This window comes from Nitrosomonas marina (assembly GCF_900110145.1).
In the GTDB taxonomy this organism is placed as follows: domain Bacteria; phylum Pseudomonadota; class Gammaproteobacteria; order Burkholderiales; family Nitrosomonadaceae; genus Nitrosomonas; species Nitrosomonas marina.
In genome coordinates this window covers 128245-153975 of the sequence record NZ_FOCP01000008.1, presented here as the reverse complement: position 1 = coordinate 153975, position 25731 = coordinate 128245, and the positions used below count along the sequence as shown (strand labels likewise).

Below are 25731 nucleotides of genomic sequence, written 5' to 3'. Positions count from 1 at the left end.
AGTCCGTGCTTCGCCCTCAATGAACCTACTCATGGAATACTCCAATTAACTGGAAAGTAAAATTATATAACCAATTGGGTTTTCACACAGTCTGGGTCACTTACGGACTGGCAGCAGCCGGTATGTTTTTAAGTCTCGGGATGATTTATAAACGAACGCATACCGCGTACATTCCCCGGCTTGGTGGTATGTATGATGTCAACGCTGCTATTGCTGTCTTATTTGTAGTCAGTGCATTAAGTACGATGGTGATGCCTGGAACGCCAGGCTTCGACGGTATCCACCTATTGCTCGAAGGTACGATAAAAAGCCAGGGATGGCTTGTCTCCATTGCGATTCTGATTGGTAACGTACTGACTGTCGGCCTGCTGCTTCGAGCGTTTCAGCAAATATTTATTACATCGCCCAAACGATATCAAGGTCCGTTTAAGTTTAAACAGTATGGCAGTACACAGCCTTCGTTAAGAAATGAATGGATCATCGCGATTGCCATTTGCGGCATACTCATTACAGCCGGGGTGCATACATCGCCGTGGCTGGATATTATCGATCAGAATATTCAGGCTGTCAGTGATGTCTATACCAGTTCAGAGGTAATTCAGACAACGGAGACGCTGGCTGTTCAGCATGTTATAACAAAGGATCATTAACATGATAGAAGCAGATTTTCCATTTTTAAGTTTTATCATCATTATTCCGTTGGTAGGCGCGATATTGACCGGTTCAATACGGAATCTCGATATTGCCAAACATATCGCACTGTTTGTAGCCATACTGACCCTGCTTTTATCGATTTTTGCGCTTATTTTATTCGATACCGAGCATGGTGAATTCCAACTAGTTGAGCGCTATGAATGGATTCCGCTTCTCAATATTGAGTATCTGGTCGGAGTAGACGGTATTTCAATTTTGTTTTTGCCGATGACAGCATTGTTGACCTTAATGACGATGCTTGCAGTCTGGAATTCAGTGGCACATTTGCCCCGGTTTCATTTTTCATTGTTGCTGGCATTGGAAGGTGTAAGTTTTGGAATATTCTGTGCGCTGGATACAGTACTGTTTTTCCTTTTCTGGGAACTGACGTTGCCACCTTTTTTCTTCTTGATTGGATTATGGGGGATCGGGTCACACCGAAGAAGCGCGGCAATGAAATATCTGTTGTATATGATTGGGGGGGGCGTACCGGTTCTGCTGGCATTCATACTGCTGGCTTCAAATCATGCGTATTATGTCGAAGGCTTAATTCCGCAGGAGCTCTCATTCAGTCTGCCGGTTTTGCTGGATACGCCATTGCCTGATAATTTGCAGGCAATTGTGTTTCTGCTCTTGTTATTTGGATTTGCAATTAAAGCACCGCTGGTTCCATTACACACCTGGATGCCCACAGCGGCCATGGAGGGACCAACGCATATAGTTGCGTTATTGGTTGGATTAAAACTGGGTGTATACGGTATTTTGAGATTTGCTATGCCGCTGGCGCCTGTGGCAGCTGTCGACTTCAGTTGGTTGCTCAGTGTTATAGGTGCGGTGACGCTGATTTATGCTGCTTTGATCGCGTTGCAACAAACTAATTTACGCCGACTACTGGCTTATGCTAGTGTTAGCCATGTGGGTTTAGTTATTGTCGGTATTGCCTCATTAACGGCTCAAGGTTTTCAGGGTGCAATCTTTCAGCTGTTAAACTTTACCTTTATAGCCAGTGCGTTAATGTTGATTGCAGGCTTTATCCATCATAGAATTGGTAGTACTGAAACGATTCATTTGGGTGGGCTTGCTAAGGTAATGCCTAAATTAACTTTTTTTTACTTTTTATTTATGTTGTCGAGTATCGGGTTGCCAGGGACCAGTGGTTTCCCGGCTGAATTGTTAATGATTATTGGTGCACTCAATACGCATTCGATTCTCGGGTTTGCAGCTTTGTCCGGTGCGATTTTGAGTGCTGCATATATGCTGTCTTATACTCGAAAGGCTTTTTTAGGTCCTGTTGTCCATAAAGACATAGAGCAGGTTATAGATATCAAATCCAGAGAACTGGCTTTGCTCTTTATACCTGCTTTGCTGGCTTTGATGTTCGGACTGTTTCCTGAGTATATATTAAATATCAATCAGGCTGCTTCTGAAGCATGGCTGTCGAGATTAACAATTCAATCGCACTAAATTTTAAATACTTAGGATAGGAAAATGACTGATACAAATAAAACCGGAATAGATTATCTACTTGATTTGAATGCGCGTCACTCGCAGGCATTCATGGATTTGTCATCGGAGCGCCGTAGGTATAGAGGAGAACACCCAACGGAAATCGCTGCACTAAAATGCATGGACGGAAGACTGCACTTGCCTGTCATGACGCAAACTGCGCTGGGAATTATTCAACCTTTTCGTAATCTGGGTGGCAAGTTTGACCTGGGCTGGCCTTTTTTCCAGACTATCATTGATCATTGGGTGCAATATTCCATTGGTCGCGGAAGACATTGTCTGGTTTTCGTAACCTATCATTATGCCCGGGGCGATGCGCATCGTGGTTGTCGTGGATACAATTACGATACAAATGCTGCCAAAGAAGCTGCGATCAAACTGAAAAATCAGTTTCTCAATGTATATGGAAAAGGCGCAGTGGTGCCTATTGTTTGTGGTATAGAAACAGATCTGGAGGCGTTGATCCTGCATGGAGAGGATGACGGAACCGTAGTCGATCTGGCCAAGATTAAGCAGTCTTCACAAATTGAATTAGAGGAGTTGTTGTCTTCGCTCTATCCGTCCATGACAGAAAGGATCATACGGGATATGATACCGCTTGTTCGTGGTAATATCAGACATATAGCAGAAGTGCGTGCATCAAACAGACCAATAGCCGATGCTGAGCACAAGGAATGGGTTCTGGGTGTTGGACGAGGTTTTGACTGGTTGCACGCCATAAATACTGCCTTTATCGTAGGTCCTTTCGATCCGAATTTGTCAGTTGCAATTGAAACTGCCGCAAAATTGCTTAAGGGAAATATTGACGATGGACGTGTCGACCCGAACGGTATTGTTTTGCTGACTTCTGCGGCGTTTCGTGACGAGGCAGGGCCCGAATACCATTTGGCCAGAGAAAAAGCGCTTTTTCTCAGTAAATTCGCACAGGATATTATCAAGGCGAAGGTGCCGGATTTATTACCACACTTGCAGATACTGACCGGATTCACTGATATGGACACCCGGAAATTCGAAGTGATCGAGCGACTGGATGCTGCACCTGTTAAGAAGAAAAAGATTGCTTAGTTACTGACGCATTTAATGAAATCTGACAATCCCCATGGAAAACACAGGGTTTCCATGGGGATTATTATATTAGAACGACAGGATTTCCTGGTATTGAATGGCCAAAGTAACAATATAACCCGATCACTTTTGGAATCATGACTTGGGGGATGATAGAATTTGTTTAAACCGTTCGGTTGTCTCTATTAACGCAGATAATATCCCCGGCTCCCAAACAGAATGACCGGCATTGTCAATAATCCTGTATTCGGCCTGTGGCCATTTCTCATGTAAATCATTTGCGCTGATAATCGGGCACACGGCATCATAGCGACCTTGAACGATGGTTGCCGGAATTTCGTGTAATTTATGTACATTCTCCAGTAACGCGTTATCCGGCAGGAAAATGTCGTGACTGAAATAATGCGTTTCCATACGTGCCAGTCCCAGCGCTACCGTATCCTGGGCAAAATAATTCACAGTTTCCAAACTTGGCAGCAGCGTGGAGCATGACCCCTCATAAATGCTCCAGCTGCGCGCGGCGGGCATATGAACGGCAGGATCAGGATTTATCAAGCGCTGATAATAAGCGGACAGAATATCGTTACGTTCCGTTTCACTCAACGTAGCGACAAATGTCTGCCACGCTTCCGGGAAAAAATTTTTCAATCCATACAAAAACCAGTCGATTTCCTGTTTTCGACATAAAAAGATACCCCGCAGAATCATTCCCAAACAACGTTCCGGGTGGGTCTCGCCATATGCAAGCGCCAGTGTACTTCCCCAGGACCCTCCAAATACCACCCATTTTTCGATACCAAGATGCTGTCTCAAAAGCTCAAGATCGTCGATCAAAAGCGGTGTTGTATTGTTGCGTATTTCTCCCAAGGGGGTTGAACGCCCAGATCCGCGTTGGTCGAACACAATGATCCTGTAATATGATGGATCAAAAAAACGGCGGTGGGCGGGCGTAGAACCTGCACCGGGACCACCATGTAAAAATACAACCGGCGTCCCATCGGGATTGCCTGACTGCTCCCAGTAAATTGTATGGATCGAATCCACTGATAACATGCCTTGTTGATACGGTTCTATCTTCGGAAATAACTGGAATATGTTGCTGCTTTGCATAATGTCTAAAATTCAGTCAGTGTCGAGGAAAAGTATACGAAAAGGGTGACAAATAGCACAGAGTTCAAAATTTTAATGATTTAACGTTCTGATATATTTATTGTCATATTTTAACTGCATCTATAAATAAAAGGTAATATCATGCATCATACAATTTTAAAAGAACAGGACGTTTCACTGTTGCGTGCAGAAATCGAGATGCTGATGGTAGAGCGTCAGAGTTTATTGAAAACAGTCGGTGCGGCTGCGAGATTTATTGCCTGCCTGGATAGCCGAAGGCTGCCTGAGGAGGCATGTGAGACGGCCGAAAGGCTGGCAAAGTCGTTGAATCAGTTAAGCGAGGATACTTTGCAGGATGCACTGGAAAAAATAAAGGCGTAATTTGTTATCACGAACAATAAACAAGAAACAAAAGCTTGATAATGATAAACCAAAAATCGGCCTGGTTCTGACTGGAGGTGGGGCGCGGGCTGCCTATCAGGTAGGTGTATTGCGCGCAATTGCTGAAATGTTGCCCGATAACGCACCGAATCCATTTCCCGTAATATGTGGAACATCGGCGGGTGCTATAAATGCTGCAAGTCTGGCCGTGGCTGCAAATGAATTTCAAGAGGGTGTATGCCAGCTGGAGGAGGTATGGGCCAATTTTCATGTGAGACATGTTTATCGTTCTGATCTGATAGGTGTGCTCAGAACTGCTTTACGCTGTTGTATATCGCTGTTTTCACATGAGTATGGACGACACAGGGCAATTTCTCTGCTGGATAATTCACCGTTGGAGTCACTTTTATTACGCAAAATACCTTTTCGAATGCTTCAGCATTGCATCCGCTCAGGCTCCTTGCATGCATTAGGAATTACAGCCTGGGGGTATACTTCCGGTCAATCGGTAACCTTCTATCAAGCTGCACGTGGAATCAAACCCTGGAAACGTGCACAACGCGTGGGTGTATCAACACAAATACGTGCGAACCATCTGATGGCCTCTTCAGCAATTCCGTTTATTTTTCCACCGATGAAACTAAACCGTGAATTTTTTGGTGACGGCTCAATGCGGCAATTGACGCCGATCAGTCCGGCGCTTCATCTGGGTGCTGAAAAAGTATTGATTCTGGGTGTGCATAAGGTAGCAAGAGAGCTGCCCGGACGCGTGAGCACTTCCGACTATCCATCGCTGGCACAAATTGCCGGTCATGCCATGAACAGCATTTTTATTGACAGTCTTGATGTCGATCTTGAACGATTACGGCGAATTAATGAAACGTTAAAACTAGTGCCGTATGAAGCTCACCAGGAAAAGAAAATTACGTTGCGCTCGATTGATTCCATGATGATATCGCCGAGTATTGAAATTAATGAAATCGCGCAGCAGTTTGCACAGACATTACCGCTGACACTGCGCTCACTTTACCGTGCTGTAGGTGCGATGAATCCGAATGGTTCGACGCTGTTAAGCTATGTTTTGTTTGAAGCGTCGTTTTGTCGGGCTTTAATTGAACTGGGCCGAAATGATGCAATGCAACAAAAAGAGGACATTCTGAATTTCATTCAATGTCAGTAAATTGTTGTTGAACGAGGCGTGTTTTATTTTCATGCGCCAGTTAATTCTGATTGATGTAAAGGCGAAGTCGAATGGGATTTGATAGTCCACAATTTTGGGTGGCGGTAGTACAGATTATTGCGATTGATATCGTACTGGGTGGAGACAATGCGGTAGTCATCGCTCTGGCTTGCCGTCGATTACCAGAAAAACAGCGTAATCTAGGAATTTTCTGGGGTGTCGTTGGCGCAATAGGTTTGCGCGTCATTCTGATTTTTTTTGCTTTGAGTCTTTTGACAGTACCTTACTTGAAAATTGCTGGGGCCTGTTTATTGATCTGGATCGGTATCAAATTACTTCAACCGGAACCGGCTGGCAATGGCCATGAAGTCGCTGCAAGTACAACACTGATTGGTGCTATTAAAACCATTATTATCGCTGATGCTGTCATGAGTCTTGATAATGTCATCGCGATCGCCGGGGCTGCCAAGGACAGCATGACTCTGGTTATCTTTGGGCTTGTTTTCAGTGTGCCTATCATCGTCTGGGGCAGCAAACTTGTCCTGAAACTCATGGACAGATATCCGATCACAATAGTAATCGGTGCTGCTTTATTGGGCTGGATTGCCGGAGATATGGCGGTTACCGACACGGTTACTCAGGACTGGATAATCCATAATGCAGCTTTCCTTCAATGGCTGATTCCTGTTGTAACTGTTTTGATTGTGATAATTACTGGAAAGCGGCTGGCTGCATATGCTCAAAACAGAATAGAACCGGTTGTGGATCTGGGTGATAAACCGAGGTGATCGCGCTAGAAACGATCTTTTTCTTGGACTTTAACGGAAACCTTGAACAATGTTGAAAATTTTGTTGCCGATTGACGGATCCGATAACTCCAGCAAGGCAGTGAAAAAAATGGTTGAAATGATGAACTGGTACAAAGCTGTACCGGAGATTCATTTATTGAATGTGCAATTTCCGCTGGACGGGAACGTATCTTTATTCATTTCTCAGGATGATATCAAGCAATATCATCAGGAGGAAGGTACGAAATGCTTGCAAAAAGCAGTTCAATTACTCGATCAAGAACAGATTAAGTACAGCTATCATATTACGATTGGTGATCCGGCCATGATGATTGAACAGTTCGCAGCAAATTTAAACTGTGACCTGGTGATTATCAGCGCACGCGGTCATGGCGCCATTAAAAATCTGTTACTGGGTTCGGTGGTGAGCAAGGTGATACAGTTGTCTTCAACACCGGTATTACTTGTTAAATAGTGTAACCATGCGGAGCATGAAGTGAAGCTCAGAGTATTAGGGTGTAGCGGAGGTATCGGAAGTGATTCGGATACGACATCATTGCTGGTCGATTCAGATGTTTTGATTGATGCGGGCACCGGTATTGGAAATTTAAAGCTGGATGAACTGGTCCGGATAGATCACATATTTGTAACACATTCTCATTTGGATCATATTGCATTTATTCCTTTTCTGGTTGATACCGTAGGATTTTTGCGAAAAAAACCGGTTATTGTTTATGCAACCCAGGAAACGGTCAACATTTTGCAGAACCACATGTTTAATTGGCTGGTGTGGCCGGATTTTACAAAAATTCCGAATATGGAAACTCCATACATGCAATATGAAATTATTGCAGAGGGTGAAGTTATTAATCTGGATGGCAGGATGATAACGCCGTTGCCTGCCAATCATGTAGTGCCAGCTGTTGGTTTTCAGGTTAACTCAGGCCGGTCCAGCCTGGTATTCACTGGAGATACAACCACTAATGATGCGCTCTGGTCTGTCGTAAATACTATAGAAAATTTGAAATATCTGATTATCGAGGCTGCATTTTGTGAAGCAAAGCGAGATATTGCCATACGATCTAAGCATCTGTGCCCGAGTTTATTGTGTGCCGAACTGGATAAGCTGAAATTTCATGCAGATATCTATGTTACGCATTTAAAGCAGGGTGAAGATGAATTAACCATGCGAGAGATTCAGGCATGTGCTGGAAGATATAACCCGCGCAGATTACTGAAGAATCAAATATTCGATTTTTGAGTTTCGTGGAGAAAAATTGGATGAATACAATGATCGCGATCAAACCCGCCGATGAGGAATCCGCCGACATCAGCAATCGTTTGAATTTTTCAAAAAAACTGCAGGATGTTACCAATAAAATTCATGCGGCTACTGACATCGATGAGATTATGCTGGAAGTCAGCAAGGACATTTGCAGTTTATTTAACGCTGATCGTTTGACCATTTATACGATCAGTGAAGACAATAGCTTCTTATCTTCCAGAGTAAAAACCGGTCTCGACACGTTTCAGGACTTGAAACTCGCGGTTAGCGAACACAGTATTGCCGGCTTTGTAGGGCTGCAAAAAAAAACGATCAATATAGAAGATGTCTACAATAAGCGCGAACTAAAGTCGCTGAATGAGAAGCTGACTTTTTTACAGGACGTTGATAAGCGTACCGGTTATCGAACCAAGCAAATGCTTGTGTCACCAATTCTAAATGCAGAAGACCATGCATTGATTGGCGTCATGCAGGTTATCAATAGTAAAGACGACAAACCCTTCACGCCAATGATTGTCGACGGTGCAGAGGAAATTACCCGAACATTGGCTATCGCTCTGAAACAGCGGCAAAAATCATTCAAGCTGCTAAAATCAAAATATGATCACCTGGTTATGGACGCGGTCATTTCTGCCGGTGAATTTGAGTTGGCGACGCGGTCAGCACGGAAAAAAGGCTGCGATCTTGAAGATGTGCTGATTGATGAATTTCAAATAGCCGTACCTTTGATTGGACAGGCGCTGGCGTCATTTTTCGACGTAAAGTATGAGTCTTTTAAAGCAGAGCGTGTAAAGCCGATTGATTTGTTACGTAATCTTAAGAGAGAGTACGTGCAAACGAATGCATGGCTGCCGATTGATGACAGCAAAGATGGACTGGTTGTAATGACGCTGGATCCGGACCGGATAAGGTCACTTCGGATTGTTAACAATATTTTTCCCAAGTATAAAGTTATTTATACAGTTACAACCAAACGTGAATTCAAGCAGACTGTTGATCTGTTTTACGGAGGCAGTTCAGAGGATATTGATACCGGCGACATTAACGACATGCTGGTTGGCCTGGAAGACGAAAATGATGAATTGCAGGAAGTTGATGAGACTTCGGCCGCTTCGGATAACGAACTGGTCAAGCTGGTCAACAAAATTATTATCGATGCTTACAAAATGGGCGTCTCGGATATTCATGTTGAACCGTATCCAGGAAAAGAGAAAACTAAAATCCGCTTCCGTAAAGACGGCTCATTGATGCCTTATATTGAGGTTCCTGCCAGTTTGCGAAGTCCTTTGGTCACCCGTATCAAGATTATGTGTGATCTGGATATTTCAGAAAAACGTCGTCCACAGGATGGAAAAATCAAGTTTAGAAGATTTGCGCCACTGGATATTGAACTCAGGGTGGCAACCATTCCATCGGCAGGCGGGATAGAAGATGTCGTCATGCGTATTCTTGCTGCCGGAGAACCGATACCACTCGATAAAATGGGCTTCACACCGCACAATTTGAATGAGCTGAAAAGCATTATCAGCAAGCCTTATGGCCTGTTTTTTGTTTGTGGCCCGACTGGATCTGGCAAGACGACTACACTGCATTCCATCCTGAAACATCTTAACCGGGCGGAAACCAAAATCTGGACAGCCGAGGACCCGGTTGAAATTACGCAAAAAGGTCTGCGACAGGTGCAAATGAATCCCAAGGCGGGTCTGACATTCCCGGTTGTCATGAAATCTTTTTTACGCGCTGATCCCGATATCATCATGGTGGGTGAGATGCGTGACAAGGAGACAACCAGCATTGGTATCGAGGCTTCATTGACAGGCCATCTGGTTTTTGCAACATTGCATACCAACAGCGCACCTGAATCGGTGATTCGTTTGCTTGATATGGGCATGGACCCGTTTAATTTTGCTGATGCTTTGCTTGGTGTACTTGCGCAACGTCTGGCCAAACGTCTGTGTAAGAAGTGTAAAGAAGCTTATATAGTCAGCGACCGGGAAATCAGGTCGCTGTTAACCGAGTACTGTGAGGAATTGCGACATATTGATCATTTCAAAGCGGATACTGACAAAGCTTATGAAGAAATACTGGCAAACTGGAAGAAGCAATATGGTGACGAGCAGGGGCAGATTACTCTGTATAAATCGGTAGGCTGCGAAGACTGTGCAGGAACAGGTTATAGCGGGCGTGTTGGCCTGCATGAACTATTGACAGCATCAGACGCGCTGAAAAAAAATATCCAGGAGCGGGCGAGAGTTGCGGAGATGCTGGTAACCGCATTGAACGAAGGTATGCGGACTTTGAAACAGGATGGAATTGAGAAGGTGTTGCAGGGTATTACCGATATTCATCAGGTGCGGCTCGTTTGCATCAAATAGACGCAATGCCTGTGGGGCGAATCGTCGTTTTTTAGAGTCAACAGGAATCTGATATGATTGAGCTGGGTTTTAACTGCATATTCTTGAAGATTCGACATGACAATTTTAAAAAACAACACCTTCATTGTAATCCTGGCTGTAGTGTTGCCAGGTCTGGCAGCCTCAACGACAATACAGGCTGCACAACAGCTGAATATTCAACCACACGAGGCTGCTGATGAATGCAATCCGGATATTTCACAGATCAGGGTGACAGTTAACGGAGTCAGTTTTGGCGGAATGTTGACTGTGGGTTTGTATGATGACCCGAATCATTTTTTGATGAGACACGGACGTAAACGTCATATTCGTGTACCTGCGACTGGCGAACAGCATCTTGTGTGCATGAACCTGGACCAGCACGGCACATATGCTGTCTCGGTCTATCATGACAAGGATGCAGACCGTAAATTAAAACGACAGCAAAATATGATGCCCGGTGAGCCGTTTGGTTTGTCCAACAATCCCAAACCGGTAATGGGATACCCAAAATTCAGCGATTCTGCATTTAATACGAAAGGGTTAGGCGCGGACATCACTATCAATCTGCGCCAGCCGTGACCGTTCGGATTGCATTTTTTTGATGCCGGACATGTGCGGCATAATAGAATGCCACCAGATTTTATTCCAGACTACTGTATTCCCGCGTTATCGAAAGTATAACCGATGAAAGCGCTATTCAATCTGCTTATGTTGCTTGGGTGTGGGTATGGTGTGGTTGTTTTACTGATTTTTTTCATGCAATCGCATCTGGTTTATTTTCCTCATATCGGACGGGAAATGATAGCAACACCCGGCCAAATCGGTTTGAGCTATGAAACTGTTGAAATTAATACTGACGATGGTGAAACCCTGCATGGCTGGTTTGTCCCGGCTCCGGATGCAACAGGCACAGCGTTGTTTCTGCATGGAAATGCAGGCAATATTTCACACCGGCTCAATTACCTATCCATGTTTCGTGCATTTGGCCTGAATACATTGATTTTCGACTACCGGGGTTACGGAAAAAGTAGTGGCGCCCCTTCTGAAAGCGGCACTTATACCGATGCCAATGCGGCCTGGCAATACTTGACCGGCATCAAGGGAGTGAAACCGGACGAGGTGGTGCTATATGGAGAGTCTCTTGGTGGCGCGATAGCTGCCCGGTTGGCTGCACAAAACAATCCTGCGATACTGGTGCTTGCCTCTACATTTACCTCGGTGCCCGACCTGGCAGAAACCATTTATCCTTATTTGCCGGTACGCTTGATTGCTCGTTTTGAATACAACACACTGGCATATCTGAAATCTGTCAGCTGCCCGGTTTTTGTGGCACATAGTCCCGATGATGACATTGTGCCATTTTCACACGGTCAGCGTCTCTACCAGGCGGTTGCTGAGCCAAAGTATTTTCTGGCTTTGTCGGACGGCCATAATGATGGTTTTATAACGATGCGCGAAGAATGGATCGATGAGCTGGGAACATTTATCCATGCTAACTTGAGGCCCTAGCAATTACTTCGTTTGATTGATGTGAATAACTCGACAATGAATAATTGTTTTTTCCTGTCTTGCAATCTGTTTTAATTCCATAATACTACTGGTTGAATGGGTCTCAGCAATTTCCCAAAACTGTTTTACCTACAGCCGCTACGTTGTCATTGCGATCAATGGTGTGAGCCAGGGTAATACTCGATCGATTTCTCCCCCCTGACAGAAGGTAGTTAATGCACAGTTAATAATGTGGCCTTGTGCACGGATTTATGTATTACGATTGATAAACAATAATTCAAGTAAATTGTGTTAATCTGAGTGGCAAACGGCGGCGGCAGGACAGGTATTAGTGTCTTGACTGATGTAACGGACAAGTGTGCTGGTGTTGTTTTTTTATTGGTATTGTCTCTTTAATCGGATTGTCAGACGGCTATACCGTGAATGTATAACATGGATTTAACAGATAATATGGCCGTAGAGAACTTCTTATGGCTTGTGTTTGTGACCATGACGTGCATTTTGTTCGAGCCACTGTGTATGGCGACAGTTGGCTTGTATCGTTTGCAATTAATATGCTTATAACATTCCGAACAGTATCGGCTATTGTAAGCAATGTCGGAAGACGTCGACTAATAGCCGGTTATTGAATGAAACTGGGGATTGCAGAATGACGGGGTTAATCAAAACTTTCTCGACAGTATTGCTGTTGTGCTGGACGTCTTCCCTGTGGGCAGAGCGATTCGACCATACTGCCTGGGATCAGTTGCTGCGTGATCATGTGGTTATGATCAATCAGGGGCGAGCCAGTCAGGTCGATTATTTCGCTTTTTTAGAAAATCGTCAGACACTGCAGCGATATTTGCAGCGTTTGTCAGCTGTCAGTGAGCATACTTTTATAAGCTGGAAAAAACCGGAGCAACTGGCGTTTCTGATTAACGCCTATAACGCCTTTACCATAGAGCTGATTCTGACACGCTATCCAGAACTTGATTCAATCAAGGATCTGGGCTCATTTTTACGTAGCCCCTGGAAAAAGGAATTTGTGCCGCTGTTTGGAAAAATGCTTTCGCTGGATGAGATTGAACACGGTATGATCCGCAAAAACGGTATCTACAATGAACCGCGCATCCATTTCGCGGTGAATTGCGCTTCGATCGGCTGTCCGGCGTTGCTGAACCAGGCTTTCACCGGTCAGAAGCTTGAGCAGCAACTGGAAGCCGTTACCAAAGCATTTCTCGAAGACCGAACGCGGAATCGTTACAATCCGTCGACTGCGCGTCTGGAAATATCTAAAATATTTAACTGGTATTCTGAAGACTTTGAAAGTGGCTGGAGGGGCTGGCATTCACTGAACCAGTTTCTGGCACATTACGCAGACAGTCTGACCGATAACGAGCAGGACAGACAGGTGGTTGCATCGGGCCACTTCAAGGTGCGTTATCTTGAGTACGACTGGCAATTAAATGACAAGCGGTAGCGTATGATAACAATGACTGGAATGTTTCCGGCCAGCCGATTGTTTGCAGCAAAACTAATTATTGCGATTTGCGGATTGATCTGGACTGTGTCCGGCGCTGCCATTGCCGGACCGCAACGGCTGGTATTGACCGGTTCGAGTACAGTTGCCCCCCTGATCAATGAAATTGCACGGCGTTTCGAAATGCAATTTTCCGGTGTACGCATCGACGTACAGACAGGCGGTTCGTCGCGCGGCATCAACGATGTGCGCAAGCGCATTGCCGATATCGGCATGGTGTCACGCCCGCTGAAGCCGGACGAAAACGACCTGCATGCCTATACTGTTGCGCTGGACGGCATCAGTTTGCTCGTGCATGCGGATAATCCGGTGAATGCGCTCAATAAGAGTCAGATTGCCGGTATCTTTACCGGAGACATAGTGCGCTGGCGAGATGTCGGCGGAAAAGATGCGCGTATTACCGTCGTGAACAAGGCAGAAGGGCGTTCAACGCTGGAGCTGTTTTTGGATTATCTGCAACTAAAAAACAGTGCCATCAAACCACACATCATCATCGGCGACAATGCGCAGGGTATCAAGACGGTAACGGGCAACCGCAATGCCATCGGTTACGTATCCATCGGCGCGGCTGAATACGAGGTACAGCGTGGTGCGTCTTTACGGCTGCTGGCACTTGATGGTGTCGAAGCTACTGTGGAAAATGTACGTAACGGCACGTTTCCGTTATCGCGGCCACTCAATCTGGTAACCGCAAGTGATCCACAGGGGGTGATCAAGCAATTCATCGGATTTGCGCAGTCACCGCAGGTTCAGGATTTGATCAAGGCGCAGCATTTTGTTCCGGTTGATGCAGACTGACCGCATTCTGACCGGAATTCTGCGTGCCGGCGCGTTGCTTGCCGTACTGGTTATGCTGCTGATCTTCTGTTTTCTGTTAATCGAATCCTGGCCTGTTTTAACGGGACTGTCTATTGCCGGATTTATGGCTGATGCATCATGGCATCCGCTCGAGGGTGCCTACAATCTAATGCCTATGGTCTCCGGCACATTGCTGGCAAGTATTGGTGCGATAACGCTGGGGGCACCTTTGGGCCTTGCTTCAGCGTTGTTTATTGTGTTTTTTGCGCCACTGCACCTGGCGTCGCTTTACAGACGGTTGATTGAATTGCTCGCAGGTATTCCCTCGGTGGTTTTTGGTTTCTGGGGACTGACGACACTGGTGCCCTTGATCAGTGAATGGCAACCACCCGGCGCAAGCTTGCTGGCTGCTGTACTGGTGCTGACGCTGATGATTCTGCCGATGATAACAATAACCGCCTGTGCGGCGCTTGCAGCGGTGCCCGATGAGCTATTTCGAAATGCGTCTGCACTGGGATTGTCCCGCTGGGGCACGATTGCCGGGGTTGTGTTGCCTGCAGCGCGGGTCGGTATCACGGCCGGAATCATACTCGCAGCTGCGCGTGCACTCGGGGAAACTATGGCGGTATTGATGGTCGCAGGCAATGTGGTGCAGCATCCTGAATCACTATTTGACCCGGTACGTACCCTGGCGGCCAATATTGCGCTTGAGATGGCTTATGCCATGGGTGATCATCGGTCGGTTCTGTTCGTATCCGGTTTGCTGCTGATGCTGCTGGTAATGGTGTTGTCAGCCATGGCCGGTTTGCTGGAAAAACGTCAACAGGTTTAGATCGATGTCGCTGCGGGTAAAACAAAAACTCCGCGATGGTGTGATACAGGGTTTGATTTACCTGACGGTGCTGTTGGTCAGCCTGATATTTTTCTGGTTGCTTTTTGATCTTGTTCATGGCGGCGCGGCACATCTTTCCTGGGAATTTCTAACCGAATCACCAACCGATGCCGGGCGGGCGGGTGGTATTGCTTCGATTCTGGTATCTACCGTACTGATTCTGCTGGTGGCCATGGTCGCCTCGGTGCCGTTGGCATGGTCGACGGCAGTGCTGCTGGCAGAGCTTGTGCCGGCTGAAAGCACTTTCGGTAGAATTGTACGCTTCAGTTTATACGTATTGGCGGGTGTGCCCTCTATTGTGTTTGGCCTGTTTGGTCACGCTTTTTTTAGTATTTACCTGGAACTTGGTTTTTCTATTTTGTCCGGCGGGTTGACACTGGCCTGCATGCTATTGCCGATTCTGACAAGTACTGCTGAAGCCGGTCTGCGCGCAGTACCCGACACTTACCGGTTATCTGCTGCTGCGCTGGGTTTGTCGCGAACGGCGGCGCTGACTCATTTGATACTGCCCGCTGCCGCGCCTACACTGGCTGCAGGCCTGTTAATTGGTATCGGACGTGCACTGGCCGAGACGGCGGCGCTGCTGTTTACCAGTGGTTATGTTGACCGTATGCCCGGTTCATTGCTGGATTCAGGTCGCGCACTGGCGTTGCATATTTTCGATCTGTCGATGAATGTGCCGGGCGGCGACAGTCCGGCGTATGCTTCATCGCTGGTGCTTGTAAGTTTGTTATTATGTATCAATATCCTGTCAATGAAGCTGGCTTATGGTTTGCAACGTAAAAAAATCATGACATGAACGACGACCCGAACGCCTTTACCCTTGGGCCGTTGGAGGCCGGACCGCCCTGTTGCGAACCGCAACCGGTTATTCAGGTGCGCAATCTGTCATTGCGCTATAACACGCAGGCTGCGCTGGACAATGTTTCGCTGGATATTTTCAAAGGCTGCATTACTGCGTTGATCGGTCCGTCGGGCTGCGGAAAAACCAGTTTTCTGTCGGCAATAAACCGCATGACTGATCTGATTCCGGGCTGCAGCATTGACGGACGTATTTTGGTTGACAGCCAAAATATTCACCACCCTCAGTGCGATGTGCAGGCGTTGCGGCGGCGTATCGGTATGGTATTTCAGAAACCTACACCTTTCCCGCTGTCCATTCGCCGCAATATCGCGCTACCACTCAATGAACATGGCATCACACAAAAAACGGAAGTGGCGGCCATTACTGAAACAGTTTTACGGGATGTCGGTCTGTGGAACGAGGTATGTGACCGTCTCGACGTTTCTGCCCTGAGCCTGTCAGGCGGGCAGCAGCAGCGTCTGTGCATTGCCCGCGCACTGGCACTCAATCCGGAAATTCTGCTGATGGATGAACCATGCAGCGCACTTGATCCCATGGCATCCGGCATTGTGGAGGATCTGATCTGCAGCTTGCAGGGTCGTTACACCATCGTCATCGTTACCCACAATCTGGCGCAGGCACGCCGAATCGCCAACTACGCAGCATTCTTCTGGGTCAGAGGCCATGCCGGACATCTCGTCGAATTCGGCCGCTGCCGGCATATATTCGAATCACCCCGGGATGAATTGACGGCGGCTTATGTGAACGGAGCGAGAGGATAGTTTTCGAGAACAAAATTGCCGCTGCTTTGATCGACCAGAATCTGTTGGAAAATCTTACATCCGATTTTGTGCAGATTGATACAAAATGATAAGCGTTAATCAATACTAATTGTATTTTTTATCAGCCTAATGCACAGGTTTTATAACAAAAAACTTCAAATTTCATTTATTGCTGAATACATTGATAAGGTACATGAAACAATCTAAATTTTTCACTCGTATGGCCAAAAAGGATTTTCGAAGTATACAAGAAGCTTTAATGATTGCGTTTATCTATCTGATAGTTGGAGTAATGTGGTTTCATAGTTCTGATTTGTTCGTCCATAAAATCTTGATAGATCCGGGAGAATTTGCACTACTGGGTAAATATAAGGAATTATTATTTGTAGTGTGCTCAGCTCTGTTCTTTTTTGTTATCAGCTATCGATTATTATATGCTCGTTACAGTGATCACAAGAAGCATATTGATTCCCTTTCCAATCAAAAACGGCTGGAAGAATCGTTAAAAAATACTGAAACAATTTTAGAACGAACTGTTAAGGTTGCCAATATTGGCCGGTGGGGTTTTGATGTGCAGTCAATGATTGGAACTTGGAGCGAAGAAGTTGCATTAATCTACGATCTTGAACCGAGTAAAATCACCCCGGTACAAGTAGGCCTGGAAGTGTTTTCCGGAGACGACAAAATCAGAATCGAACGTGCACTGCAAGAAGCCATTGAATATGGTAAATCGTACCTGCTCGAATTAGAAATGATTACTCATAAAGGAAATCGTAAGTGGGTGAGAACATTAGGGATTCCAATTATCCGAAACGGAAAGACTGAACGTGTCGAGGGGGTTATACAGGACGTCACCGAACAGAAACTAATCAACCTCGAGTTGATACAACATGAAGCACTTTTAAATTCAATTGTAGAAAGCTCACCGGATGCGATCTTTGCGAAAGATGTTGAAGGAAGATATATACTTATTAATCATTGTGCGGCAGATTTATTTGGCATGCCAGCAAACAAAATAATCGGATTTACCGATGCAGATGTTATTCTTCCCAAGCCGGCGTCCAAGTTGTTTGAGCGTGACCGGTCCATTGTCGAATCCCGCCGTATTCAGAGTGATGAAGAGAGTTTATTTCTCGAAAATGGTGAAGAAAAGATTTTTTTGACAACGAAAGGGCCTCTTTATACTGAAAATGGAAATTTGTTTGGAATATTCAGTATTGCGCGCGACATTACCGAATACAAGCGTCATGAAGCAAATATATTAAGTGCGAAAAAAAACCTGGATAAATTAGCGCACGTTGACAACCTTACATCGCTTCCTAATAGATTAAGCCTTAAGAAACAATTGGTCACAAAATGTTCGCTTAATGAATCCTTTGCCTTCTTTTTCTTGGACCTTGACGAGTTTAAAATAGTTAACGATTCATACGGTCATCGATTTGGCGATGAATTGCTTGTCAAAATTGCTGGGATTTTGAGAAAAACATTTCCTTTAGACGCTTATATTGCGCGTACCGGTGGAGATGAATTCGCAATTATTCTGGATTCTTTTATTTCAAAAGCCCATATATCATCATACATTGAACGAATCCGTGTTCTGTTAAGGCAACCGATTCGTATTGAGTCAATTGATGTGTACGTTACTGTGAGTATCGGAATTGCAATCTATCCTGAAGATGCTAATACGCCCGAAGAATTATTCCAGAATGCAGACACGGCCATGTTTGATGCTAAAAAACAAGAGAAAAATGCATACAGTTTTTATCAAAGCGAGTTCACACAAGCAGTCCAGCATAAAGTGATGATTACCTCAGACCTGAAGAAAGCGCTGGATAATCACATTCTCTCGGTACATTATCAACCGCAGATTGATGGCGCAAGTGCTGAACTTATTGGTTTTGAAGCTTTGGTACGATGGATAACACCAGATAAAGTGGTTCATCCCGGCCAGTTTATTCCGGTTGCAGAAGAAACTGGTCTAATAATTGAAGTCGGCGAGTTTGTGTTGTACCAGGGATGTAAGGCCGCTGTTGATTTGAACAGTAGAGGGCTTTTATCTAACCGAAAAATAGCTATCAATGTATCGTCCCGCCAATTAAACCACTTGCTATTTTTGGATCGTCTGGAACATATTTTAACTGAAACCGAATGCAAACCGGCCTGGATTGAATTAGAAATTACGGAGAGTTCGATCTGTGGTAATCATAATCATGTGATTAATTTACTCAATATTCTGAAGAAACGTGGATTTTATATATCAATTGATGATTTTGGCACCGGATATTCTTCACTTACTTATTTAAAAAATCTTCCAGTTGATAAATTGAAAATTGATCAGTCATTTGTGCGAAATATTACGAATGAACCAAAGAATCAAACAATTGTAAGAACTATTGTCTCTTTGGCTCAGGGACTGGGTATGGTTTCACTTGCAGAAGGTGTCGAAACCGAAGATGAATTTTTGTTTCTTAGGGAAAGCGGTGTTAATTCCATGCAAGGATATTATCTAGGCAGGCCGATGCCAGAAGAGTCAGCTACTTCACTGCTAATTGAAAGGATTTGCCACTAAAGTGAAAATTGGTCAGCTTATTTTGGTGCTCGAAATGAATGCAGGATCCTTTTAATTTTTTTTCTAACCAATGAATTTTATATAGTTAACATTACTGTTCAATCAACAGCATCAGGATGTTGATGGACGCCATAACCACAAATCAAGGGTCAGATCCCATACAGTTACCAGCAATTTATCAAGCTGTTTAAGGATTCGTCCGTAGAATTCCACACTCACTCTGGCAGCATTGTGGAGCAATATTTAAGCAACCGGTTGTTGTATTGATACGAAAGTGAAGCTGGAGTTTGCAACGCAAGTGCGCCTTTATTAGTCTCGCTGAATAACTGAAGATGTTGATGACACCGATACGCGGCACAGCAGGATATTTTCGGTATTTCGCTGTGTTTTATAACAGCTATCGGCTACATTCATTTCCGGCATACAGAAGCTTTAATCAATTTGAGGCAAAAGTTGAAGAAACGATGAAAGTCGCTTAACTGGTGTGTCCGGTTTTGATTGCCCAGGTCATAAAACAGTACGTGTGTGATTTTGATCAGTTTTTGGTTTGGGAATTGCATGAGGGTTTTGAAAAACCGTCATATGTTTTATAGTGTTGGCAGTAATGGCACGCTTGGAGATGAGCGGTACAAAGCATTGATGGATATCCATCCAGTGATTGATTATTCACAGAGCGGCCGCATCAATTTATCTTATTGTTCAGCATTTTAATTTAAAATATGAATAGCAAAAGACTGGTTTGCGTTTTTTTGATGCTTGTTTTAACAGGGGTCAATAAGGTTTCTCTGGCCTATGGCTACCCGATAACGGACCCTTTTGAAGCATCGGTTCTTGGTACCCCTAAGGAGTTGAAAGCCAGGGTGCCGGATAAAATAGATATCAAGACACAACAAATAAGAGTGTTTGAAGATCGAAAGACACCAGAAGTTTTTTGGTACAACGAAAGCCTGACATATACCATAGCTACTCAGGCTGAGGCTGCGCCGCTGATTTTTATTATTGCCGGGACTGGAAGCAATTCCAATTCGCCCAAAGCTGATGCGTTACTCAGAATTTTCTACCAAGCCGGCTTTCATGTTGTTGCGCTGGGTTCTCCGACGCATCCAAATTTCATCGTTTCTGCATCCACAAATTCGGTTCCCGGCAATATCCAGGAAGATTCTGAAGATCTTTACAACGTGATGCAGTTAATCTGGAAGAATATTCGAAACGACGTGGCTGTGACCGAATTTTACCTCACGGGTTACAGTCTGGGCGGCGCTCAATCGGCGTTTATATCAAAATTGGATGAAAAACGCAGAGTATTTGATTTCAATAAGGTTTTAATGATCAATCCACCGGTCAACCTGTACAACTCCGTAAGTATTCTTGATGATCTTCTGGTCAACAATGTACCGGGAGGTCTGGATAAAATAGACGAATTCATGGTTGAAACCATGGACCAGTTCTCAACACTCTACTCGTCGGGTAATTTCATCGACACTGATGAAGAATTCCTTTACGAGGCATTCAAGCGTTTTAAAGATGATCGGAAAAAATTGGCTGCTGTTATCGGTATTTCATTTCGAATTTCCGCCGCTGAAATGTATTTTACTTCGGATGTCGTGAATAATGAAGGATATATCGTTCCCAAAAACCTTGTATTAACCAGCACCAGCTCATTAACCGACTATATGATTGTCAGTCTCAGAATAAGCTTTGTGGATTATTTTAATGAATATTTTTATCCATATTTCCAGACAAGACATTCTGAACTGAGTAAGCAGGCGTTGATCGCAAGTACCAGCCTGGAAAGTATTGAGGATTATTTGGCAAAATCACCAAAAATTGGATTGGTGACGAATCAGGATGATTTTATTCTGGCACCGGGTGAAATTGATTACTTAAAAAAGGTCTTTAAATCGAGAGCCAAAATATATCCCAACGGAGGCCATTGCGGAAACATAGACTATAAAGAGAATGCGGCATATATGGTTGATTTTTTTAATAATTGAATGATGTGTATACGTGACTGACCGCACGTGTATTGATATTCAGTGAAGTGTGGCTTTGTTTGAAAATGCTAAATAGTTATTTGTCAAAATTACTCGGAATTATGATGCTGTTATTAGGTGTCGGTGCGATAACCGGTTGCAGTACGGCGCCCAAACAACAAAAGGAAATTATTCCGGCGCAAAGAACTTTAAATGATAATGATGGTGAAAACTATCCAATGCGGATTTATGATCCGCTGGAACGCTTTAACAGGGGCGCCTATAAATTTAACGCCAAATTTGATCAATTCGTATTTCTGCCGGCCGTCCAGGTATATGAATTTGTCACGCCGGAAATTGCGCAGACCGGAATCAGCAATTTTTTCTCGAATTTAAATGAGTTAACCAACCTGACAAATTCAATTTTGCAATTAAAACCCAAATCATCCATGTATGCTGTATCGCGTTTTCTGATAAATTCGACTGTGGGTATCGGTGGACTCTGGGATCATGCAAGCGCCTGGGGAATTCATAAACATCCAGAAGACTTCGGCCAGACTTTGGGACATTATGGGGTTGGTAACGGTCCTTATCTGGTATTACCTATACTGGGCCCTATGAATGCACGCGATGGCGCTGGCCGGCTGGTCGATTCCCTGGCTTACAGTGTCGTTTTTTACTGGCAGGCTTTTAATTTAAACACACACAGGGGCGCTGGAAGTGCCTTTGCTGCAACGCGTGCCGTTAACACCCGCAAGCAAATCAAGTTTCGCTATTATAAGAGCGGCTCGCCATTTGAATACGATTTAATCCGGTATCTGTACACGCAAAAAAGAAAACTGGAAATAGCAAAATAGGACGGTTGCGGCAGGAATGAAAAAGGTCCAGACTTGTCTGTCAACTATAAAGATAAGTATATGCCGGTTTATGCATTGAGATGCATATCAAGCAGAATTGACGCGCCAGGTAAAGAAACATCTCTCCGTTTTTACTTTTTGCGATGCCTCTGTTCATATGAAGAGTGTGGTATCTCAAACAAACTCTGATGAGGCTAAACCCGATTGAGATATAAACTCGGCAGGTTGACGGTAAGTGGGAAGTGTTAACGAACCCCAACGTATGTGGCGGATATTGAAGCATGTATTGGGATTTGCAAACTCACCACCAACCTGCGCAACTAAAACGATGTTTCCATGCTTTTTCCAAAAGACCTGGGTGGAATCAAATTCTATGATTGTCGACAGTAAAGTCTATGATTGAATTGCTAGGATGGACCGGAGTGGTGATCTGCTTTGTATTGATGTTGTATCACCGCTACATGCACACCAATTATGATCAGGTTTATGCCTATATCAGGAAAAAATATGCCGAAGATAACGATCAAGCGGATTTTCCTTCAAAAGAAGATCACGCCCGGTATTCCCGGAAATATTCCATTTACACCATCTTTTTTGCCTGTCTGTTAATTATTCTGAATTTTTTTCGGTAAAATGCGCCGACAATTGCAGGGTTGTCATCGGGTTCCCGTGTCTATAATCAGTAATTTACAGTCCAAACCAGTCCAGACTGCTCCTTTACTGCAAGTTTCCAGAGTCTGGTGCGTAAAAAGCCGGAAACGATAACAGGCTGAGTCTTTATAATGGTACTTGTTTGTTGATAGGCAAATAGGCCAAGAGAGGACATATGAGCCGGCACTTCTTGGATCCGTTGTTTGCACCCGCTGCTGTTGCCGTGTTCGGAGCGAGCCAGCGCAGCGAGGCTGTAGGTACGCGTTTGTACGAAAATCTGTTGCATGCGGATTTTTCTGGCGCTGTCTACGCGATTAATCCAAAATACGAACGACTGGGTGATGAAACATGTTACGCGAGCATCGAACAGATCCATGAGAAAATCGATCTGGCAGTAATCACCACCCCTGCCCGGACAGTGCCCGAAATCGTTCGGCAATGCGGTGAACACGGTGTGCGGGCGGCAGTAGTTGTTTCTGCAGGGTTTGGAGAAGGAAAGGGAGAAGGTGCGCATCTCCAACAGCAGGTGTTACAACAGGCCGGACAGTATCGAATGCGCATACTTGGCCCGAATTGTCTTGGCATAATGCGGCCTGAACGCAGACTCAACGCCACTTTCAGTAACAGCATGGCACAAGCCGGGTCGCTGGCGCTGGTGTCACAATCCGGTGCGTTGTGCACGGCGATACTGGACTGGGCGGATGCGCGTCACATCGGTTTCTCTGCGGTGGTTTCATTAGGCGGCGCGGCAGATATTGATTTTGGCGATATTCTGGATTATCTTGCGCTGGATCCGAAAACGCGCAGTATACTTTTGTATGTTGAAGGTATTCATCAAGCACGGCGTTTTATCAGCGGCTTGCGTGTGGCGGCACGTTTTAAACCGGTTGTCGTCGTAAAAGTAGGACGCCACAAGGAGGGTTCGCGTGCTGTTGTGTCCCATACAGGCGCCATGGTAGGCGAGGATGATGTATTTGACGCAGCACTGCAACGAACCGGCGCGGTGCGGGTGATGACGATCGAGCAGCTTTTTGCTGCAGCGCAGTTATTGGCAACGCATCAGCGAGTAAAAAATAACCGTCTTGCTATTGTTACCAACGGCGGGGGGCCAGGCGTGATGGCAACTGATCGCGCCGTCGATCTGGGTATAAGTGTCGCGACTTTGAGTGAAGATACAATTAACAAGCTGAATGAGGCGCTTCCCGGACAATGGTCGCATGGTAACCCGGTGGATGTTTTAGGGGATGCGCCGCCGGAGCGCTATCAGACTGCGGTGCAAGCCTGTTTGCTCGATGAGAACGTTGATGGCGTGTTAACGATGCTGACACCACAGGCAATGACCAAACCCGAAGCAGTAGCCCGACTGCTGGTTGAATTGAAGAGAAATGCACACAAACCTTTACTCGCGTGCTGGATGGGTGAAACACAGGTTAAATACGCCCGTGAGTTGTTTGCCCGATATCAATTGCCCGATTTTCAAACGCCTGAAGCGTCCGTTGAAGCGTTTGCCTATTTGAATAATTACCATAAAAACCAGCAACTACTGATGCAGGTGCCCGGGCCTTTATCTAGCCGTGTCAAAGCGGACACTGAAGGCGCGCGCCTGATAGCCGATGGAGTACTAAGCAAACACCGCACATTGATGAATCTGCTTGAGTCTCAGGCGTTGCTGACGGCTTTTGGCATGCCTGTCAATACAGCGATTCTGGCGCGTTCGGCGAATGAAGCACTGGTTGCGGCCGAATCCATCGGCTTTCCGGTTGCTCTTAAGATTCAATCGCCCGATATAATCCACAAATCCGACGTGCATGGTGTGCGGCTTAATGTCATCGATGCCTACAGCATTCGGCATGCTTATACCGATTTAATCGCAGGCGTGAAAGCTGTCAGGTCTGACATTTGTATTGATGGTGTTACGGTTGAGAAAATGATCAGCAAGCCACATGGGCGCGAGATCATCATCGGCGTTGTGCGCGATCCTGTATTTGGTCCCGTGATATCTTTTGGCCTCGGGGGTACGGCAGTTGAGGTGCTGCGCGATCGTGCAGTCGCATTGCCACCGTTGAATAGTTTTATCGCGCGTGCGCTTATCCGGCAAACTAGGGTGTCGGAGCTGCTGGAAGAATACCGCGATTATCCTGCTGCGAATCTGGATGCGCTTGAGCATGTTCTGCGCTGCGTGTCGAATATGGTATGCGAATTGCCCTGTCTGAAAGAGCTCGACATCAATCCGCTGTTAATTGATGATGCCGGTGCTACTGTGCTTGATGCGCGTATCGTGATCGATAGCGAAACCAAACTGCTGAGTCAGTACGAGCATATGGCGATTTATCCGTATCCCAGCGAGCTTAAAACCAAGTGGCAACTGGCCGACGGTACCGACATTGTTATTCGGCCGATAAGACCGGAAGATGCCAAGATAGAGCAGGATTTCGTGCGCAGGCTATCGCCTCGTGCGAAATATTTCCGTTTTATGCAGACACTGCAAACGTTGACGCCGGAAATGCTGGTGCGGTTTACGCAAATTGATTATGACCGGGAAATGGCGTTTATCGCTGTGGTTGAACAAGCGGGAGAAGAGATTGAAACTGGTGTGGCGCGATATACCGCTAATCCCGATGGCGAAACCTGCGAGTTTGCGCTGGTCGTCGATGACCGATGGCAACATAAAGGAATCGGTACACACCTGATGAACGCGCTGATACAGGTGGCGGCGGCGCGTGGATTACAGTATATGCAGGGCGAAGTGCTTGCGGATAACGTGGATATGCTCAATTTGGTGCTTGCGCTTGGATTTGTCAAGACATGGCATCCGCAGGACAGGAGTATTGTTGTCGTTACCAGGCGACTGTAGCGAACGGCTGTTACCACGCCTTGCGGGTTTTACCCGCCGGCGGCTTGCTGCGTATAATAGCGGCAAGTAAATAGTAGTG

At 45.5% G+C, this 25731-nt stretch carries 22 protein-coding genes; 21 read left to right on the top strand and 1 reads right to left on the bottom strand.

Going from position 1 to position 25731, the window contains the following annotated elements:
• The first annotated feature begins 74 nt into the window (after positions 1 to 74).
• Genes BMX44_RS07760 through BMX44_RS07750 form a run of 3 tightly spaced genes read left to right on the top strand, consistent with a single transcriptional unit; the run spans position 75 to position 3264 of the window.
• Positions 75 to 650: a proton-conducting transporter transmembrane domain-containing protein gene (locus BMX44_RS07760; RefSeq protein ID WP_245738867.1), complete on the top strand. Its 576-nt coding sequence runs from the start codon at positions 75 to 77 to the stop codon at positions 648 to 650.
• A 1-nt stretch (position 651) separates the two neighbouring features.
• Entirely contained in the window at positions 652 to 2157 is a 1506-nt protein-coding gene (locus BMX44_RS07755; RefSeq protein WP_090630742.1) for a complex I subunit 4 family protein, read from the top strand.
• 24 nt (positions 2158 to 2181) lie between these two features.
• Positions 2182 to 3264, top strand: a complete 1083-nt coding sequence (locus BMX44_RS07750; protein WP_090630739.1) for a carboxysome shell carbonic anhydrase domain-containg protein — start codon at positions 2182 to 2184, stop codon at positions 3262 to 3264.
• A gap of 135 nt (positions 3265 to 3399) precedes the next feature.
• On the opposite strand, the gene pip is transcribed toward BMX44_RS07750, so the two are convergent.
• Entirely contained in the window at positions 3400 to 4374 is a 975-nt protein-coding gene (pip, locus tag BMX44_RS07745) for a prolyl aminopeptidase (protein WP_090630736.1), read from the bottom strand.
• 141 nt (positions 4375 to 4515) lie between these two features.
• Between pip and BMX44_RS07740 the strand changes: the two genes are divergently transcribed.
• The 18 genes from BMX44_RS07740 to BMX44_RS07655 all read left to right on the top strand — a co-directional run bounded on the left by BMX44_RS07740 (position 4516) and on the right by BMX44_RS07655 (position 25652).
• Entirely contained in the window at positions 4516 to 4755 is a 240-nt protein-coding gene (locus BMX44_RS07740; protein WP_090630732.1) for a hypothetical protein, read from the top strand.
• A gap of 1 nt (position 4756) precedes the next feature.
• Entirely contained in the window at positions 4757 to 5935 is a 1179-nt protein-coding gene (locus BMX44_RS07735) for a patatin-like phospholipase family protein (protein ID WP_245738866.1), read from the top strand.
• A gap of 71 nt (positions 5936 to 6006) precedes the next feature.
• Positions 6007 to 6723: a TerC family protein gene (locus BMX44_RS07730; RefSeq protein WP_090630729.1), complete on the top strand. Its 717-nt coding sequence runs from the start codon at positions 6007 to 6009 to the stop codon at positions 6721 to 6723.
• A gap of 49 nt (positions 6724 to 6772) precedes the next feature.
• Complete coding sequence (locus BMX44_RS07725; RefSeq protein WP_090630726.1) at positions 6773 to 7198, top strand: universal stress protein; 426 nt, start codon at positions 6773 to 6775, stop codon at positions 7196 to 7198.
• 21 nt (positions 7199 to 7219) lie between these two features.
• On the top strand, positions 7220 to 7984 hold the full coding sequence (locus tag BMX44_RS07720; protein WP_090630723.1) for a 3',5'-cyclic-nucleotide phosphodiesterase: 765 nt from the start codon (positions 7220 to 7222) through the stop codon (positions 7982 to 7984).
• Positions 7985 to 8013: 29 nt separating this feature from the next.
• On the top strand, positions 8014 to 10383 hold the full coding sequence (locus BMX44_RS07715; RefSeq protein WP_090630811.1) for a GspE/PulE family protein: 2370 nt from the start codon (positions 8014 to 8016) through the stop codon (positions 10381 to 10383).
• 96 nt (positions 10384 to 10479) lie between these two features.
• Positions 10480 to 10983, top strand: a complete 504-nt coding sequence (locus tag BMX44_RS07710) for a DUF2141 domain-containing protein (protein WP_090630721.1) — start codon at positions 10480 to 10482, stop codon at positions 10981 to 10983.
• A gap of 105 nt (positions 10984 to 11088) precedes the next feature.
• Positions 11089 to 11913 carry an alpha/beta hydrolase gene (locus BMX44_RS07705; protein WP_090630717.1) on the top strand — a complete coding sequence of 275 codons (825 nt, stop codon included), beginning with the start codon at positions 11089 to 11091 and terminating at the stop codon, positions 11911 to 11913.
• A gap of 649 nt (positions 11914 to 12562) precedes the next feature.
• Positions 12563 to 13372, top strand: a complete 810-nt coding sequence (locus BMX44_RS07700; protein WP_090630714.1) for a DUF547 domain-containing protein — start codon at positions 12563 to 12565, stop codon at positions 13370 to 13372.
• Positions 13373 to 13375: 3 nt separating this feature from the next.
• Positions 13376 to 14230, top strand: coding sequence for a phosphate ABC transporter substrate-binding protein (locus BMX44_RS07695; protein WP_245738865.1), 855 nt, complete (start codon positions 13376 to 13378; stop codon positions 14228 to 14230).
• The gene (gene pstC / locus BMX44_RS07690) at positions 14220 to 15062 is read left to right on the top strand and encodes a phosphate ABC transporter permease subunit PstC (RefSeq protein WP_090630709.1); all 843 of its coding nucleotides are present in this window, start codon (positions 14220 to 14222) and stop codon (positions 15060 to 15062) included. Before BMX44_RS07695 ends, pstC begins: the two co-directional genes overlap by 11 nt.
• Positions 15063 to 15066: 4 nt before the next feature.
• On the top strand, positions 15067 to 15921 hold the full coding sequence (pstA, locus tag BMX44_RS07685; protein ID WP_090630705.1) for a phosphate ABC transporter permease PstA: 855 nt from the start codon (positions 15067 to 15069) through the stop codon (positions 15919 to 15921).
• A complete protein-coding gene (locus BMX44_RS07680) occupies positions 15918 to 16748 on the top strand; it encodes a phosphate ABC transporter ATP-binding protein (protein ID WP_090630702.1) in 831 nt (276 codons plus the stop codon). Before pstA ends, BMX44_RS07680 begins: the two co-directional genes overlap by 4 nt.
• 193 nt (positions 16749 to 16941) lie before the next feature.
• Entirely contained in the window at positions 16942 to 19317 is a 2376-nt protein-coding gene (locus tag BMX44_RS07675) for a putative bifunctional diguanylate cyclase/phosphodiesterase (RefSeq protein ID WP_090630698.1), read from the top strand.
• A gap of 719 nt (positions 19318 to 20036) precedes the next feature.
• Positions 20037 to 21311, top strand: coding sequence for an alpha/beta fold hydrolase family protein (locus tag BMX44_RS07670; RefSeq protein WP_090630695.1), 1275 nt, complete (start codon positions 20037 to 20039; stop codon positions 21309 to 21311).
• Positions 21312 to 21412: 101 nt separating this feature from the next.
• The gene (locus BMX44_RS07665) at positions 21413 to 22147 is read left to right on the top strand and encodes an MlaA family lipoprotein (protein ID WP_218143932.1); all 735 of its coding nucleotides are present in this window, start codon (positions 21413 to 21415) and stop codon (positions 22145 to 22147) included.
• Between the two features lie 395 nt (positions 22148 to 22542).
• A complete protein-coding gene (locus BMX44_RS07660) occupies positions 22543 to 22779 on the top strand; it encodes a hypothetical protein (protein ID WP_090630689.1) in 237 nt (78 codons plus the stop codon).
• Positions 22780 to 22973: 194 nt separating this feature from the next.
• Entirely contained in the window at positions 22974 to 25652 is a 2679-nt protein-coding gene (locus BMX44_RS07655) for a bifunctional acetate--CoA ligase family protein/GNAT family N-acetyltransferase (RefSeq protein WP_090630686.1), read from the top strand.
• Positions 25653 to 25731: the final 79 nt, after the last annotated feature.

Coding starts and splice junctions, on each gene's coding strand:
- BMX44_RS07680 (WP_090630702.1), top strand. CDS start 15,918: ATGAACGACGACCCGAACGCCTTTACCCTTGGGCCGTTGGAGGCCGGA.
- BMX44_RS07660 (WP_090630689.1), top strand. CDS start 22,543: ATGATTGAATTGCTAGGATGGACCGGAGTGGTGATCTGCTTTGTATTG.
- BMX44_RS07730 (WP_090630729.1), top strand. CDS start 6,007: ATGGGATTTGATAGTCCACAATTTTGGGTGGCGGTAGTACAGATTATT.
- BMX44_RS07700 (WP_090630714.1), top strand. CDS start 12,563: ATGACGGGGTTAATCAAAACTTTCTCGACAGTATTGCTGTTGTGCTGG.
- BMX44_RS07755 (WP_090630742.1), top strand. CDS start 652: ATGATAGAAGCAGATTTTCCATTTTTAAGTTTTATCATCATTATTCCG.
- BMX44_RS07670 (WP_090630695.1), top strand. CDS start 20,037: ATGAATAGCAAAAGACTGGTTTGCGTTTTTTTGATGCTTGTTTTAACA.
- pstA (WP_090630705.1), top strand. CDS start 15,067: ATGTCGCTGCGGGTAAAACAAAAACTCCGCGATGGTGTGATACAGGGT.
- pstC (WP_090630709.1), top strand. CDS start 14,220: ATGCAGACTGACCGCATTCTGACCGGAATTCTGCGTGCCGGCGCGTTG.
- BMX44_RS07665 (WP_218143932.1), top strand. CDS start 21,413: ATGATGCTGTTATTAGGTGTCGGTGCGATAACCGGTTGCAGTACGGCG.
- pip (WP_090630736.1), bottom strand. CDS start 4,374: ATGCAAAGCAGCAACATATTCCAGTTATTTCCGAAGATAGAACCGTAT.
- BMX44_RS07715 (WP_090630811.1), top strand. CDS start 8,014: ATGATCGCGATCAAACCCGCCGATGAGGAATCCGCCGACATCAGCAAT.
- BMX44_RS07740 (WP_090630732.1), top strand. CDS start 4,516: ATGCATCATACAATTTTAAAAGAACAGGACGTTTCACTGTTGCGTGCA.
- BMX44_RS07705 (WP_090630717.1), top strand. CDS start 11,089: ATGAAAGCGCTATTCAATCTGCTTATGTTGCTTGGGTGTGGGTATGGT.
- BMX44_RS07750 (WP_090630739.1), top strand. CDS start 2,182: ATGACTGATACAAATAAAACCGGAATAGATTATCTACTTGATTTGAAT.
- BMX44_RS07710 (WP_090630721.1), top strand. CDS start 10,480: ATGACAATTTTAAAAAACAACACCTTCATTGTAATCCTGGCTGTAGTG.
- BMX44_RS07675 (WP_090630698.1), top strand. CDS start 16,942: ATGAAACAATCTAAATTTTTCACTCGTATGGCCAAAAAGGATTTTCGA.
- BMX44_RS07655 (WP_090630686.1), top strand. CDS start 22,974: ATGAGCCGGCACTTCTTGGATCCGTTGTTTGCACCCGCTGCTGTTGCC.
- BMX44_RS07695 (WP_245738865.1), top strand. CDS start 13,376: ATGATAACAATGACTGGAATGTTTCCGGCCAGCCGATTGTTTGCAGCA.
- BMX44_RS07725 (WP_090630726.1), top strand. CDS start 6,773: ATGTTGAAAATTTTGTTGCCGATTGACGGATCCGATAACTCCAGCAAG.